General features: G+C 66.5%; 11 protein-coding genes. 4 read left to right on the top strand and 7 right to left on the bottom strand.

Features of this window, described 5'->3' with window-relative positions:
• Nucleotides 1-513: 513 nt before the first annotated feature.
• Nucleotides 514-741 carry a hypothetical protein gene (locus tag I6J77_RS01155; RefSeq protein WP_239309129.1) on the top strand — a complete coding sequence of 76 codons (228 nt, stop codon included), beginning with the start codon at nucleotides 514-516 and terminating at the stop codon, nucleotides 739-741.
• The gene (locus I6J77_RS01150; RefSeq protein WP_204110238.1) at nucleotides 738-2,147 is read left to right on the top strand and encodes a deoxyribodipyrimidine photo-lyase; all 1,410 of its coding nucleotides are present in this window, start codon (nucleotides 738-740) and stop codon (nucleotides 2,145-2,147) included. Before I6J77_RS01155 ends, I6J77_RS01150 begins: the two co-directional genes overlap by 4 nt.
• 20 nt (nucleotides 2,148-2,167) lie before the next feature.
• Here the strand turns inward: I6J77_RS01150 and I6J77_RS01145 are convergent, their stop codons facing one another.
• Entirely contained in the window at nucleotides 2,168-2,656 is a 489-nt protein-coding gene (locus I6J77_RS01145) for a TspO/MBR family protein (protein ID WP_204110237.1), read from the bottom strand.
• 231 nt (nucleotides 2,657-2,887) lie between these two features.
• Here I6J77_RS01145 and I6J77_RS01140 point away from each other — a divergent pair, with 231 nt between their 5' ends.
• The gene (locus I6J77_RS01140; protein WP_204110236.1) at nucleotides 2,888-3,643 is read left to right on the top strand and encodes a zinc-dependent peptidase; all 756 of its coding nucleotides are present in this window, start codon (nucleotides 2,888-2,890) and stop codon (nucleotides 3,641-3,643) included.
• Between the two features lie 105 nt (nucleotides 3,644-3,748).
• Here I6J77_RS01140 and I6J77_RS01135 read toward each other — a convergent pair whose 3' ends face one another.
• Together I6J77_RS01135 and I6J77_RS01130 are read right to left on the bottom strand one after the other, a co-directional pair.
• Nucleotides 3,749-6,376 (bottom strand): LuxR C-terminal-related transcriptional regulator, encoded by a 2,628-nt coding sequence (locus tag I6J77_RS01135; RefSeq protein ID WP_204110235.1) that lies wholly within the window; start codon nucleotides 6,374-6,376, stop codon nucleotides 3,749-3,751.
• Nucleotides 6,377-6,440: 64 nt separating this feature from the next.
• Nucleotides 6,441-6,938 (bottom strand): nuclear transport factor 2 family protein, encoded by a 498-nt coding sequence (locus tag I6J77_RS01130; protein ID WP_204110234.1) that lies wholly within the window; start codon nucleotides 6,936-6,938, stop codon nucleotides 6,441-6,443.
• A 179-nt stretch (nucleotides 6,939-7,117) separates the two neighbouring features.
• Here I6J77_RS01130 and I6J77_RS17885 point away from each other — a divergent pair, with 179 nt between their 5' ends.
• Nucleotides 7,118-9,997, top strand: a complete 2,880-nt coding sequence (locus I6J77_RS17885; RefSeq protein WP_204110233.1) for a hypothetical protein — start codon at nucleotides 7,118-7,120, stop codon at nucleotides 9,995-9,997.
• 212 nt (nucleotides 9,998-10,209) lie between these two features.
• On the opposite strand, the gene I6J77_RS01120 is transcribed toward I6J77_RS17885, so the two are convergent.
• The 4 genes from I6J77_RS01120 to I6J77_RS01105 form a co-directional block, all read right to left on the bottom strand.
• Nucleotides 10,210-11,088: a hypothetical protein gene (locus I6J77_RS01120; RefSeq protein WP_204110232.1), complete on the bottom strand. Its 879-nt coding sequence runs from the start codon at nucleotides 11,086-11,088 to the stop codon at nucleotides 10,210-10,212.
• Nucleotides 11,089-11,104: 16 nt separating this feature from the next.
• The gene (locus I6J77_RS01115) at nucleotides 11,105-12,640 is read right to left on the bottom strand and encodes a nucleotidyltransferase (protein WP_204110231.1); all 1,536 of its coding nucleotides are present in this window, start codon (nucleotides 12,638-12,640) and stop codon (nucleotides 11,105-11,107) included.
• A gap of 40 nt (nucleotides 12,641-12,680) precedes the next feature.
• On the bottom strand, nucleotides 12,681-13,268 hold the full coding sequence (locus I6J77_RS01110) for an SLATT domain-containing protein (protein WP_204110230.1): 588 nt from the start codon (nucleotides 13,266-13,268) through the stop codon (nucleotides 12,681-12,683).
• A gap of 309 nt (nucleotides 13,269-13,577) precedes the next feature.
• Entirely contained in the window at nucleotides 13,578-15,119 is a 1,542-nt protein-coding gene (locus I6J77_RS01105) for a sulfotransferase (RefSeq protein WP_204110229.1), read from the bottom strand.
• Nucleotides 15,120-15,422 lie beyond the last annotated feature (303 nt).

Below are 15,422 nucleotides of genomic sequence, written 5' to 3'. Positions count from 1 at the left end.
GGTTAGAGCAGGGGACTCATCGAAAGGTGCCGCCGTGCAGGAATGCATGGACGGGAACGGGATGAATTCAGGGAAACCTCAGCGGCGCAGACGCGGCCGGTGGCAACCCTGAGCCAAGCCGCCGGTACACCGGCGGAAGGTGCAGAGACTACCTGAGGGCTTCAGCGCCCTTCATTACAGGCTAGAGCGTCCCGCACCCCAACCGCACGAAGCCATGCAACGTGCGAAGGGTGAAGAGATAGTCCGCGCCGAAGGGAAACCTCCGGAACACGCGAATCCCTTGGTTCGAGGTTCGAGTCCTCGTGGGCCCACCATTCGCGAAGCGGCATCTTCAGCCGTCGCCTCGGTCGCGATGAATCCGAATCCGCAGCTACTCCGTATGCACCGGCATGGAGCACACCCTCGCGTCAGGGGGGCGTCGCAGCCGTGGGCGGGAAGTTGCGTATGATGGTCCGGAACCCCTCTGTCACCGGGATGACGCCCGCCGGGGCCAAACGATCCGTGTCCGCCCCCATGAACCACAACGTGCCTGATGCATCGTCCTGGTCGGCACAGATGGCGGCCGTGTCGGTACAGCGCGACCGCGCGAGCTTCGTGCGCATCCACGATCATTTCGCGCCGCGCCTGCAGCGCTACCTGCGCAACCTGGGCGTGGCCGAGTCGATCGCCGACGCACTGGTGCACGCTGCAGCCGCTGTGCGGATTCTGAGCGCGATGCCGTTGTGCAGCGTGTCCCGATGAGCACGGCGCTGGTGCTGTTCCGGCGCGACCTGCGCCTGGCGGACAACCCCGCGTGGAGCGCGGCCTGCGCCGAGCACGCCCACGTGCTGCCGGTGTTCATCCATGCCGATGACGAAGCCTGCCCGGCCGGCGCGGCCAGCCAGTGGTGGTTGCATCATTCGCTGCGTGCGCTGGACCAGGATTTGCGCGATGCCGGCGCCGCGCTGCACCTGCGTCGCGGCGAGCCGCTGGCCGTCCTGCGCGAACTGATCCGTCGCAGCGGTGCCGGCGCGGTGTACTGGAATCGCCTGTACGAGCCGGCCGCGATCGAGCGCGACACGCAGCTCAAGAGCGCCCTGCGGCAGGACGGCATCGCGGTGCACAGCCACAACGCCGCGTTGTGGTGCGAGCCATGGCGGATCGCCACCGGGCAAGGCCAGCCGTACAAGGTGTTCACGCCGTACTGGCGCAAGCTGCGGCCGGAACTGCAGCCGGTCGAACCGTTGCCGGCGCCGCGCGTGCCAGGCTGGCACGAACTGCCCGACGGCGTTCCGCTCGATGCACTGGAACTGCTGCCGCGCATCGATTGGGCCGGTGGCCTGCGCGCGCACTGGCGGCCGGGCGAAACCGGCGCGCGCGACCTGCTGGAAATCTTCGCCGACGACGCCATCAGCGACTACGCCCACGCGCGCGACCTGCCCGCGCGGCACGGCACCTCGCGGCTGTCGCCGCATCTGCATTTCGGCGAGATCTCGCCATGGCAGATCCACTTCGAACTGGGCCGCCGCGCCCGCGCCATCGACACGAAGCGCCGACCCGACCTCGAACCGTTCCTGCGCGAACTGGGCTGGCGCGAGTTCGCCCATCACCTGCTGTTCCATTTTCCGCACACGCCCACGGAAAACTTCAACCTGCGCTTCGACGATTTCGCCTGGGCCGCTGCCGACGAAGTCGCAATCGAACGCTGGCAACGCGGCCGCACCGGCATTCCGCTGGTCGACGCCGGCATGCGCGAACTGTGGCACACCGGCTGGATGCACAACCGCGTGCGCATGATCGTGGCCAGCTTCCTGACCAGGAACCTGCGCCAGCACTGGCAGCACGGCGCGCGCTGGTTCCACGACACCCTGGTCGACGCCGACCTGGCCAACAACACCTTGGGCTGGCAATGGGTGGCTGGCTGCGGTGCGGATGCCGCGCCGTATTTCCGCGTGTTCAATCCACTCACCCAGGCGAAGAAGTTCGATCCCGACGGCGCTTACCTGCGCCGCTGGCTGCCGGAGCTGGCTGACGCACCCGTGGCATTGCTGCACGAACCGTGGAAGGACGCGGCCCTGCTCAGGCGCAGCGGTTATCCGGCGCCGATGGTCGACCTCGGCCAGTCACGCCAGCAGGCGCTGGATGCCTACGCGGCATTGACCCGCTGACATCGAAACCCGCCGCAGCGTCAACCCAGCATCTGCGGATTCAGATGCCACACCGCGAAGTTCAGCGCCGAGGCGAAACCCACCCAGCCCAGGTACGGCAGCAGCAAGGCGCCGGCCAGCGCTCGCACGCGCCAGAAGCCGAGCACCGTGGCCACGATCAGCAGCCACAGCAGCACGATGTCGGCAAAGGCCAGCGCACCGCGATGCCAGCCGAAAAACAGCCAGCTCCACAACGCGTTCAGCGCCAGCTGGATCACGAACAGCGTGAGCACGCCACGCTGCCGGCGCCAGCCGCCTTCGCGCCAGGCCAGCCACGCAGCGATGCCCATCAACGCGTACAGCACCGACCATACCGGGCCGAACACCGAGGACGGCGGGGCCCACGAGGGCTGGGCCAGCTGCTGATAGAAGTCGGCCGCCTGCACCGATGCCACCGCACCGATGGCGGCGGCTGCGAAGCTCAGCAACAGCCAGCCGACCAGACCGAGGAACTGCTTCGCGTGCGTCATGCCTGGCTCCGGATATGCGTGCGTGCGGGGCTCCCGTAGCGGAGCGTGTCTGTGGCAACTGTGCGGGAAGTCCCGCCCGCGCATTGTGAAGAGCCCGCGCCCGCCCCATCTCCTGGGTTCGTGGCCAAAGGCCGTGGCAACGCTTCGCCAGCACGTGCCCGCCAGGCATCGGAACAGGACTCGCCGCCGACGCCGCCGATTCGCGTTCGTACGACTCTTCGGGATGTGCTCATGTTCGACAGAATCAGAAACTGGCGCATACGACGCCTCGTCGCGCGACGGCCGATCGCCGAAGGACTCTGGCGCGACGCGCTGCGACGCTGCGCCGCCGCGCGCCGGCTGGGTGCCTCGGACCAGGCCAGCTTGCGCGTGCTGGTCACCCTGTTCCTGGAACGCAAGTCGCTGGAGCCGGTCGAGGGCCTGCATCTGGACGACGCCGACCGCGTCCTGCTGGCGACCCATGCCTGCCTGCCGATCCTGAAACTCGGGCTCGACTGGTACGACGGCTGGCACAGCATCATCGTCTATCCACGCGCCTTCAGCCCGCAGCGCGAACGAGTGGACGACGCGGGCGTGGTGCACCGCAGCCGCGACATCCTGGCCGGCGAAGCCTGGAACCGCGGGCCGGTGATCCTGTCGTGGGATGACGTGCAGGCGATCGGGCGGCAACCCGGGCACAACGTGGTCGTCCACGAAATGGCGCACAAGCTCGACATGTTGAACGGCGACGCCGACGGCTTCCCGCCGCTGCACCGGCGCATGGATCGCCGCGCCTGGGCGCAGGCTTTCACCAGCGCGTGGGAGCAGCTGAGCGAAGCCCGGCGCCATGGCATCGAGCTGCCGATCGATCCATACGGCCTGGAAAGCCATGCCGAATTCTTCGCCGTCCTCAGCGAGCAGTTCTTCGAAGCGCCCGCCGCCTTGCGCGAACACCTGCCCGCGGTCTATCGGCAACTCGAGCTGTTCTATCGCCAGCATCCGCTGTAAACGAACGTTGCCGTCGCCATCCGCGCGCATCCACTCCCCCGTTTCCCGCGCAGCAGGAACCGGCTGCCTGACCCGGTCGTCAGAGGCGAACTCGACGCGGGCCTCCTAATGCACGATGCCCAGCAGGCAGGCACGGTCTACCGCGTGTTTGCGGTTTCCGGCGGAAAGCTTGAGGAACAGGTTCTTGAGATGCCATTTCACGGTCTCGCCGCTCACATCCAGCGTGCGGGCGATCTGCTTGTTGCTCATGCCTTTTCGAAGCAGTTCGAGGATCTCCGATTCCTTGCTGGTGAGCAGTGCGTTGCGCGAAGGCGCACGCAACACCGCAGGCGGGCGCGGCGTGGACGATGCGCCCAGCAGTTGCCTTCCGGCCGGGGTAGCGCGGAGCTCCTCGACCAGCTCCGTGGCGGATGCAGGAGCATTCGCCAGCAGACGTTCGTGACCGGACAACTGCGCGAGACTCAGGGCTTCGGCAAGCAACGGCAGCGCGTGTTCGGCATCGCCCTGGCGGGCAACGATCGCGCGCAGCACCTTGATGGTCAGCATGTCGTGGCCACGATGCAGCTGACCGGCGAGCTCGTCGGCCGTGGTCAGCTGGCGCTCCGCATCGGCAAAGTCACGCCTGGCGATCGCCGCATGGGCGGCGGCGATCGCAACTGCGACCCGATACTGCAGCAGGAACCAGCGCATCGGCGCCTGGCCGAAGACGGGCGCAAGCTGCGCCACCGATTCCATCAAGGCCGCGATGGTCTCGATGCGCCCGCGCAAGGCATGGATGCGGACCTGTTCGCACAAGGCATACAGGCGCAGCCGCGGCAGGCGCCTGCGCTCGGCGAGCGCGCAAAGATCGTCGAGCACGGCGAGTGCGCGGCGTTCGTCGCCATGGCCGAGCGCGATGCGGGACAAGGTGCGATACGTGCACCACAAGGTGTCGGCGAAACCGCCGCGCTCCAGCACGTCCACCCGGTCGGCCAGCAGCGCTCGTGCCGCCTCCGGCTGGTCGCGCTGCAGCAGCGCCTGGGCCAGCGGCGCCGCCAGCAGGCAGGCCCGCAGGCTGCGACGCCCTTCGTCGCGTTCGGCCAGGGCCAGCGCAGGGCGCAGCACGGCCTCGGCACGGTAGGCATCGCCGTCCCAGAGATGGCTCAGGCCGACCAGCATCTGGCCCAGTCCCGCGGCCAGGCGGAGCGGTCCCGCACGGCCGTGAGTGGCCGCCTCGGCAATCAGTTCGCGCGTCTGCACCGTCTCGCCGGCGTGCAGCGCCAGCAGGGCGCGCGTGTTGAGGCAGGCGACGGTATACAACGGCGCACCGCCAGGTTCGCCCAGCGCGGGCCAGCGCGGCAGCAGATCCGGAATGTCGTCGAGTCCGTCGGCAAAGGCGTTCGCGCCGGCGGCGATGCGCAAGGCGATCGAACGTGATTCCGGTGCGCTCGCCGTATCGGCAAGCACGTTCCGGGCGATGCGCAGTGCCTCGGAGTTTCGGTCACTGAAGGCGAGGATCGAGGCCGCGGCCAGGCGCAGACCGGTGTCGCCGGCGAACAGCGATGTTGGCAACCGCGCCAGCCACTCCCGCGCCTCGGCCAGCTGGCCGGACGTACCGAGCTCCCACAGTGAATGTGCCGCGTGGGTCTCGGCCTGTTGTTCATCGCCAGCGGCCAGCGCGTGCAATGCCGCTTCGTGGAAACGCCTCTCCGCGGCATACCAGCGCGAAGCGCGCCCGTGCGCCGCCGCCTGCTCGGCTGCGGGCAGCTGTTCGAAGCGGCCGCGCAGGAAGTCGCGCGCCAGCGTGTGCAGGCGCAGGCAATCCGGGCGCTCGCCGACCATCAGGATGGGCGTTTCGCGTGCCAGCCATTCCAGGTAGGAGCCCGCTTTGGCATCGAGGGTGACGGCTTCGCACAACGCCGGGGATGCCGGGTCCAGGATCGCGATGTGGGTCAGGAATGCCACCAGTGCCGCCGGCAGCCGCGAAACCAGCGACTCGACAAAGTAGTCCTGCAAGGTACCGTGCCGGGCGGAGAGCGAGCGGACCGCGGCGGCAAGGTCGGGCTCCTGCTCGATCGCGGCGATCGCCAGTTGCAAACCACTCGGCCAGCCTTCGGTCGCATCGTGGAGGCGGGCGCGGTCGTCGGTGCCCAGTCGTTCGCCGAGCCGGCGGTCGAGTATCTCCATTGCCTCTTCGACGCGCAGGCGCAGGTCTTCGGTACCGAACGCGGCGTGGTTTCCCTTCGCCGCCAGCTCGGCCGTCTGCAGCGGCAGCGGCACGCGGGTGCCGACCACCACGTGCAGGTTCGCCGGGGCATTCATCAGCAGGTATTGCAGCACCGTGCGCACCGTCGCCTCGGGCAGGCAGTCGGCTTCATCGACGATGAGGACGGTCTGGGTGCCGCGGGTGGCAACGGTGCACAGCAGGTTGGTCAGCGCCTCGACGCGGGGTACGGCGATGCGGTCCACCGGCCGGCCGGTGGCGGTGCAGAGCGAATGCAGCAACGCCATGGTGAAGCGTTCGGGCTCGTCCTCTTCATCGGCGTCGAGCCAGGCCACCAGCGCGCCTTCTTCCATCCAGCGCCGACGCCACTGCAGCAGCAGCGTGGTCTTGCCGAACCCCGCCGGCGCGGCCACCACGATCGCGGTGCGATCATGTACGCGAATCCATTCGCGCTGCAGACGCGCGCGCTCCAGCGCCGCGCGCGGCAAGCGCGGCGGCATCGCCTTGAGGGTGAATTCGGAGTCTCTCATTGCCATGGCCAGAAGCGAAACATTGCTGCTATCGCGGACGCCGGGGTTTGTCCCTTTGTACACGTTATCCGGCCCGGCGGCTCGACCAGTGGATGTGCACGATTTTCCAGCCGTTCCCGCGCCTGGCCAGCAACATGGTTTCAACGACCACGTCGCCCTGGCCCCGGGCCGCGGAAGGGCCGCGCAGCCGTAGCTCGCTCATCACCCAGCTGAAGTTCGGCCCGGCATGGGCGTCGCGGCGCACCAGCTCCCGCTGCACGCTGCCGAGCGCGGCGACATCCGCCTTCGCTGCGCCGTCGATGTACGTGTCGCGATTGCCCAGCACCCGGCCATCGGCCAGCACGATCGCCTCGGGCGCCATCAACTGGCGGGCGCGCTCCAGTTGCCCCTTGCCGAGTTCGAGCATGAACGTGTCGACGACCTGCACGGCCTCGCTGGCAGCGGCGTCACCCTGGGTGGGCGCTGGCACCTTCGCTGCGCCGACCGGGGTGGACGACTGCGCGGACGAGGGCGCGACGAGGGTGGCCAGTACGAGGAAGACGACGGGGAACAACTTGCGCACGAGTGTGTACCGGACAGGAGGGGCCGCCATTGGGGGGTGTTTCGTACCCCCGCACTCCCCCCCACCGCGGGGGGGAGTCAGCCGCAGGCGGTTACCCGCACTGTCGGAGCCCGTTGGTGCCCATGACCCGACGCCTGCTCGGCGCTGCCGATCTTTTATCTCTGAGGGGAGATCTTTCTGTGAATACCGCTCGTCATCACGCCCGTTCCAAGACCCTGGTCCGCGCCAACCTCGCCGCATCGCTGCTGCTGGCCCTGGGCCTGTCGCCGACGCTGGCGATGGCGGCGGACTGCGCCGGCACACTTCCCGGACAGACCCAGTGCGACGCCGCCACGGCGAGCGGAGCCTACTCCAGCGCCTTCGGCAACCTGGCTGCGGCCACCGGCGACTACAGTTCCGCCTTCGGCAACAACGCCAGCGCCGCCGGCAGGAATTCGGCGGCGGTCGGCAACTTCGCCAGCGCCAGCTCGGCCTACAGCTCGGCTTTCGGTTCCAACGCCCAGGCGAGCGGTACCGACGCCACCGCCGTGGGCGCCTTCGCGACCGCCACCGGTGCCTACAGTTCGGCGGTGGGTTACAACGCCAAGGCGACCCAGAGCAAGGCCAGCGCGTTCGGCGTGAACGCGAATGCCAGCGGCACCTCCGGCGCCACCGCGATCGGCGCCGCGTCCACCGCCAGCGGCCAGGCCGGTACTGCGGTCGGTACCTATGCCTCCGCCCTCGGCAAGTTCAGTACCGCGCTCGGCCGCTCCGCCACCGTCACGGCCACCGGCACCAGCGGAACCGCGGTCGGCGATCGCGCCAATGCCGCCGGCGCGTATGCCACGGCCATCGGCGCCCGTTCCACCGCCGCCGGCCTGTGGGCGACGGCACTCGGCAAGTCGGCCAACGCCAGCGGCGCGTACGGCACGGCGCTCGGCGCCCAGGCGCAGGCGACGGGACTGCTGGGAACCGCCGTCGGCGTGGTATCCGAAGCCTCGGGCCAGTTCTCCACGGCCGTGGGCTCCGACACGCACGCCACGGGCACGGCCGCCGTTGCCATCGGCAGCTACACGCGTGCCTACGCCTCCCATGCGGTCGCGATCGGCGGCGGCTCGGTGGCCAAGAGCGGCTTCACGATCGCCCTTGGCGGGAGTGCCTATGCCAGCGATCTGGGCGCGACGGCGATCGGTTCCTACTCCCAGGCGATCAGCGAGGACTCGATTGCCCTCGGCTCCTATGCCATGGCCGCCTACAAGCACACCTCGGCGATGGGCTACCTGTCCAATGCGTGGAACGCCTATGCCACGGCTGTCGGTGCCGTCTCCAATGCCTACGGTTTCGCCAGCACCGCGCTGGGCGCCTACTCCAGTGCGCTGGGCGATTTCAGCAATGCCACCGGCGCCTACGCCACGGCGAGCGGCCTCAGCAGCAGCGCCGCCGGCGCCTACAGCGTGGCCCTCGGCAGCCTGAGCACGGCGGAAGGCGCCTATGCCCAGGCTCGCAACGCCTACAGCACCGCCGTCGGTACCTACAGCCTGGCCATCGGCGACTTCAGCACGGCGCTCGGTTCGCTTTCGGTCGCCGGCGGCATCTCCAGTGCCGCGCTCGGTGATACCTCGGCCGCGCTCGCCGACTACAGCACCGCGCTGGGCGCCTACAGCATGGCCAACGGCATCGGCAGCAACGCCACCGGCTATTACGCCACGGCCTCGGGTGACCGCGCCTCGGCGACCGGTGCGTACAGCAACGCCGTCGGCATCGACAGCGTCGCGCTCGGCAGCCATGCCATCGCCAGTGCCGACAACAGCATCGCCCTGGGCGCCGGCTCCCTCGCCGATCGCGCCAACACCGTGTCGGTCGGCAGTGCCGGTGCCGAGCGCCAGATCACCCATGTTGCCGACGGCACGGACGTGACGGATGCGGTCAACAAGGGCCAGCTCGATGTCGCCATCGCCAATGTGGGCGGTGCGGTCGGCTCCCTCGACGCCGCCGCGGTGAAGTACGACGACGCAGCCAGCAAGGACACGGTGACATTCGGCGGCCTCGCCGGCACCACCCTCGGCAACCTCAAGGCCGGCCTGTCCGGCGACCAGGCGGTCAACCTCGACCAGCTGAACTCGGTGGCCTCGATCTTCGGCGGCGGCTCGGTGTTCGGCGCCAACGGGATGTGGAGCGCGCCCTCCTATGCGATACAGGGCGGGATCTACGCGGACGTCGGCGGGGGTTTCTCGGCGATCGACAGTGCGCTCACCGGCCTGAACAGCCGCGTGTCCCTGCTTGAACAGACCCCGGGCCTCGGCCTGCCGGTGGGGACAGGCAACGGCCTCGCGCTCGGCAGCGGCAGCAACGCCACCGATAGCACCGACACCGCCTACGGCAACGGGGCGAACGTTGGCGCCGACAGCGGTACCGCGATCGGCAGTGGCGCGACCATTTCCTCCACGGCAACCAACGCCGTCGCGGTCGGTGCCGGCAGCCGCGTCACCGCGACCGACGGCACGGCTGTGGGCCAGGGCGCAACGGTCACCGGCGCGGGTGCAGTCGCGATCGGACAGGGTTCGCTTGCCGACCAGGCCAACACGGTCTCGGTCGGCTCGGCCGGCAATGAACGGCGCATCACCAACGTCGCTTCCGGCACGGCCGCCACCGACGCCGCCAACGTCGGCCAGATGCAGGCCGCCGACGCGGCGACCATCACGGCGGCCAATGGCTACACCGACAACGCCGCGACGCAGACGCTGACCCGCGCCAACAGCTACACGGACAGCAGGCTCAGCGCACTGGACGACCAGTTCAGCAACCTCGGCCGCCAGGTCAGTGCACGCCTGGATCAGCAGGACAGGCGCATCGATCGCCAGGGCGCGATGAGTTCGGCGATGCTCAACATGGCGATCAATGCCGCGAACAGCCGCAGCCCGAACGGTCGCATCGGCGCGGGCGTGGGTTGGCAGGGCGGCGCAGCGGCGATGTCGGTCGGCTACTCCAAAGCCGTCGGCGAACACGCTTCGTTCAGTGTCGGCGGCTCCTTCAGTGGCAGCGAATCCAGCGTCGGCGCCGGCTTCGGCATCGATCTCTGAGTCCGGCAAGCCCGCGACGAAACTCGTTCTGCGCAGTCACAGCGCCGTGCCGGCCCCGCATGTTCCGCGAGGCCGGCACGGCGTTTGTGTGTGCGCACCGGAGTGAATGCATCACACGAGCGGATTTCGATGATCAGCAGACCAAGCCGCTATGATCAACGGAGGACACGTGGAAAGGCGGCGAACGACCCAAAGAGGACTCTTTCACTTACCTAGCCAGGAAATCTCGTTCCAAAAATCTCACGCCATTTCTGCTTTGCCGACCATTCGCGTTTGGGCGTCGCCATCTCGTGCTCGATCGCTTCAAGACTCAAGTTATAGCAGCGCCCGGCCTTCCACTGGAACAATTCGCCTCCGTAAACCGATTGGCCGCTGCCCGGTGCCCGCCAGTACGCTTGAGTTCGACTTTGATCGGCCATGAAGCGAAAGAAGTCTCGGCACATGAAATCGTAGTACAGGTAAGACTTGTCCCGATTCGCCCAAGTGTCAATGAACTGGTAAGCAAGTGTATCGATCAGCAAACCACCGACCGGCACGTCCCAATAGCCCTTCCACTGCCGCATCATTCGACACAAGAGCACGAGATTATAGTTGCACAGGATATTTCGGCTTCTGATCGCGGAGATCTCGGCTCGCGGATTCGTCGTTCGCCAAGAGCCCCCACCATTGGCGTCGGGATAGGTGAAGGATCCATCCGTGTGTGGAAAGACGGGAACCACTTCGAAGGTCATATCCAAGAAGTTAACCTGGATGACTTGACCATCACCGCGGATACCCGTTTGAGAATAGGTCTTTTCAATAGAGGACTTGACCGCTTGCAGTAACGCCGACTGCCCGTTGCCGACGTAATCGTTGTACCTGGTGTACATGGCCCACGGCAGCTCGAAGATCATGTCAACGTCGCTAAAACCGCGAATCGCGGTGTTCCGGCCATATGAACCGACGTAAAAACTGTGTGCGGTGGTGGATGCCGTGTTCCAAAAATCGGTGTTCAGGCGCGTCGTCAAGACCCGGTAGCGGTTCGCAACCGTCGTGGAATTATCGACCTGAAGATCAGTGCAAAACGTTTCGAACCAGTTTGCTAGTCCCATTAGCGCTGTACCCAGGTTATGCCACGTTGACAACGAAGATACCTGAGCGCGCAACGCAATAGCCGCCCTTTACGATGAAGCACTCGATGCTATGCGTCCCGGGATAAGAGGTGGATTCGCGCTTGACGAGGTAACCGTGTTCAGCGCGCGGCAGTTCAAATTCGCCGCGCAGATCGTTCGCAGCTTTCGCGGCAGCTCCGGTATTGACCACTTGCCAGTAGACGTCGAATGGTACGCCAACATTCGTGCTTGCCCCGAAAACAAGGGCGCAGCCGCACGGTACCGGGCTGCTATCGGAAGCCAAAGGCTGGGGCCGGAAGCCGTTTCGGAGCACCTGCACGGAGCTCAAGGCGACTTGGCCGCCGCTGACCACCGGCCACCGAACCGGGCGTCGATGCGGAGCATCCCTTAGCCCATGGCGCGCCGAGTCGCCCAAGACCGTCGATCTCGCAGTCGCAAACACTGGTCGCAGCGCCGCCTCAACCAGCGCTCGACCCATCCGGGGCGCCAATGCTTCGGAAAAATCGGCGCTTGAATCGCTCGCAAGCGCGCGACCAAAGTCCTGGCGCGCTACTGCAAGCCAGCTGTGAAACGCCTCAGCCTTCGCCGCGTCTTCGTTCCAGGCATCGGCGAAGTTTTCTCTAGGGTCGGCTGGGTTTGCAATCCAGAATCCTCGGCCGTCCTGGCGGATGAAGCGGTCCATATCACCCAAGATGCGGGTAAGCGCTTCGGCGACCGTTGCTTCTTGCTGATAGGCCAAGGCGGACAACGTCGTAATGATGATCGAGGTCGGCTTGGCCGATATCTGCTGCTCGGAAAACTGCAAATCCCGATGCCGTTTCAATAGTTGGATAGCCAACTGCAGCGGCGTGCGGACGCGGAAGTTCGGAATATCCGCAACATCGATCTTGGCCTCGACCAGACGCATGTACTCACGGCGTGCGTCGAACACAGTCCGCATCCGACCATAAAACCAGTCGGCGTAACCGTTGGGATTGCTCGCGGGCCAGTCTTGCGAGATGAAACGGTACTCGCCGTGGGTGCGGTCAGTGATCGAGACGGCCTGCTCCACGTGGGCCAGGCTCATCGACGCTGCCTCGCGCAAGAGGAGCTGGTGTGCAGCATCCGGGACGCAGGGCAACACGTCCATATGAAACTTCGCTGCTTCGGTATACGTCAACGTCCAGCAGCGGTCCCATTCATCAGGAGCTTGCATGCTGTAACGCGCGGTGTAGGCCATCACTTCCGCGCCCAACGCCTCGTGCAACTGCTCTTGGGTTCGACGGTCCTTCGACCACTGGACCTCGCACACCACGTCCAGATCGTACTCGTCGCCACGAATCGGCGCGATGGCCGTTCCCATGCGGAACGACCCCTGTAAATAGACGGCCACGTCGTCTTCGGCGAATCGAGACCCCGGCCGGTCCAGCCACTCGGCGAGCGAGCGGTAGCTGCGCTCGGCCGCTTCGTACTTGGCGGGAGGTAGATCGAGCGCCGAGGCGACGCGCTCCAGCCAATCGCCCGTGTTTGCCGTCCTGGCGGGAAGATTCATGCAGCCTCCCGCACCCGGAGTGAGAAGAGCGATGCGTCGCTCACAGGCGCACTACCCGGATAAAGCCATAAACAATAGCGATAATCAAAAAGATTCCAATCAATGTCGCCGACAGCGGAATCTTGTCTCGCCAGAAGGTGAAAATTCGCTTTTCTTCCAGCCAGCTTCGCTCCGCTTGCCAGAAGAACTTGTAGTGTGCGTACCAGTCACTCAGGAAAATTTGTTTGCTAATCCCGATGCTTTGCGACTCATTGAGCAGCTCGCGATACCGCGCCTCCAAATCATCAAGGTTGGCGGAAGCGTCTCGACTCTTGACCTCGTAGTACAGCGAGCGGAGGGTGGTGAAGATGGTCGTTAAGCGACTCCCGACCTTGGAATATTTATGTCGACCATCTTGGTACGAGTTGAAGTAGAAAACTGCGTAGGCAACGATGAGCAGTAACGCTGCCAGGATGTTGTTGTTGAGCTCCGGAACGACGAGCGCGAGAACGCCAAAGGCAAAGCTGATGATACTGATCCAGCCCGGCGCCTTCTCGACTATGTCATAGGTCGCAAGGTGCTTCTTCGCTGCGTAACCGATGTTGTAACCGCTCTCGGCAATGTCTTTGAGCAACAGGTCCTTGTTCACTCGCCCCCCCTATGATCGATGGATAGCCTCTAGTGCAATATAAGAGTGTTCGGAGGCTTATCAAGAAAAGCGGCCGCAGTCTCGTTAGCTGCGACGTTTCACTCGAACTCCCTTACACCGGCAGAGAGCCGAGCGTCCACTCTTGGCCGGTAGCCACCGCCCGGACCAGACCCGATCAACCTCCAGCAAGCTGATCATCTGCTTTTGGTTCGGACGGCCAACCTCATCGGTGTGCGCACGCGAACGAGTTTCGACGGCTTTCCGCGTCTCGCCCCACTCACGACGCCTGGCGCGGCGTGCCTCCCCGCGTCAGGCGACGCCAGCGGCCGGCACGGCAAGCGACGGTGCTTCATCCGGGTCGTAGGCCGTGATCAGGTCAGCGAGCCGGGCTTGCAGCGGCGCCAGGCCCGTCGCATAGCGTCGCCAGCCACCGATGTTGCGACGGTGGATCGGCTGGCGCAGTTGCAGCGTGCTGGCGGTGGTGGTGACGGTCTTGTTGGCGAGGATGTCGGTGACCCCCTCGACCAGCGGCAGGCCAAGGTAATCCTGCACCCGGCGCGCCTGTTCGTCCGGCTGCGTGGCCAGGTCTTCGTAGCGCACATCGAGGATCCGGCCGGGCGCGATCGCGTGCCAGTGCCGCATCAGTCGCGCGTAATTGCGGTAGTGCGTGGCCAGGTCGTCCAGCGCGTAGCTGTAGGGGTAGTACTTGTGCGCGAACAGCTCCTTGAGGTTGGAGAAGCAGCTGTCCATCGGGTGGCGGCGCAGGTGGATGATCTTCGCGTGCGGCAGCGCCTTCAGGATCGCGCCGCACCACTGGAAGTTCATCGGGTGCTTGTCGACGTAGAACGCCCTGCCCCGGGTGGCCCAGCGCGTCTTGGCGAGGTAGCGGTGGCCCAGCAGGTCCGCGTCCAGGCGCGCGACATAGTCGCCGATGCCGGGGTCCAGGGTCAGCGACAGGCGCTGGTCGTTGACCCACTGCATCTGCTGGCGCAAGTCGTTGAGCTCGCCGCAGGTGGTGATCTGCGGATGGTTGCCGAGGATGCGCTCGAGCAGGGTGGTGCCGGTGCGGGGCATGCCGACCACGAAGATCGGGGTCACGTCCGCGGGCACGTCCGCGCAGCGGGCGAGGAAGCCTGGCGGGGTGGCGGCGATCAGCGCGTCGTAAGCGGCCGTTTCCAGTGCCGCGTCATGCCCGGTGACGCTGCGGCGCGCATCGGCGCCCGCCATCAGCGATAGCCAGGCCTGGTCGGTCTGGCCGAGCGTGTCCAGCTCCTTGAACAGCCCGTAGTGCAGGTAGGTCACGTCGTCGTGGTCGAGGTCGGGCCGTTCCAGTGCCGCGCGCATGCGCGCCACGCGTTCAAGCGCGCCCTCCCTGCGACCGAACTGCGCGCACGACCAGTGCGCGTGACCGTAATGGGGGGCTTCGGCGACGCTTTGCTCGCAGGCGTCGATCGCGGCCTCGATCGGGCCGGTGAAGCTCTGCACGATCCCGTGCATGTGCCTGACGTACGCGCCGTCGCAGCCGCTGGCGCGGGCCAGTTCGATGCAACGCAGGGCCTGCGGCTGGTCATCGAGCGCGCTGTACAGACGGGCGAGCGGAACCAGCTGGGCCGTGTTGGCCGGATGCCCGGCGTCGACAAAGCCCAGCAGCGAATGCGCCAGGTGGTGCTCCCCGACCTCGAGCAACACGTCGGCGACGATGAGGATGTCGCCCGCCGCCTGACCGGCGACGCGCTGGCTCGCCTGGAAGGCGTTGAACGTGGCGCCACGGGTGCGCCCGACCGCATGACAGATCTGCGCCAGCATGGCGTAGGCCAGCGGCTGCTCGGGCGCCTGCCCGATCAGTTTCACGCATGCCGCTTCGGCTTCCGCAAGACGATGCTGCCCGAAGTGCTCAACAGCCTGCTGCCAGAGAGGTTGGAGATCGACTTGCTGCATGACGTGGTCCGATCGGGGGAAGGTTCGCCGCGGTCCACGGCATCGCTGCGGCAGCTGACCGCTACCCGCGCGCGACCTGGCGTCCGGAGATCAGTGGACCACCCGGACCGGACCCCCACACCCCCCACGCTGGGGGGTTTCGGATGCAGCCTCGCAGCCCAGAGTCTTGCCCGGGTCGCGGCGTTCCGCGCCGATCATCATCATCAAGGGGAGGGG

The sequence above is a fragment of the Rhodanobacter sp. FDAARGOS 1247 genome (assembly GCF_016889805.1).
Lineage (GTDB): Bacteria > Pseudomonadota > Gammaproteobacteria > Xanthomonadales > Rhodanobacteraceae > Rhodanobacter.
The sequence above is the reverse complement of the archived record's forward strand: the minus strand, read 5'-3'. Positions and strand labels throughout refer to the sequence as shown.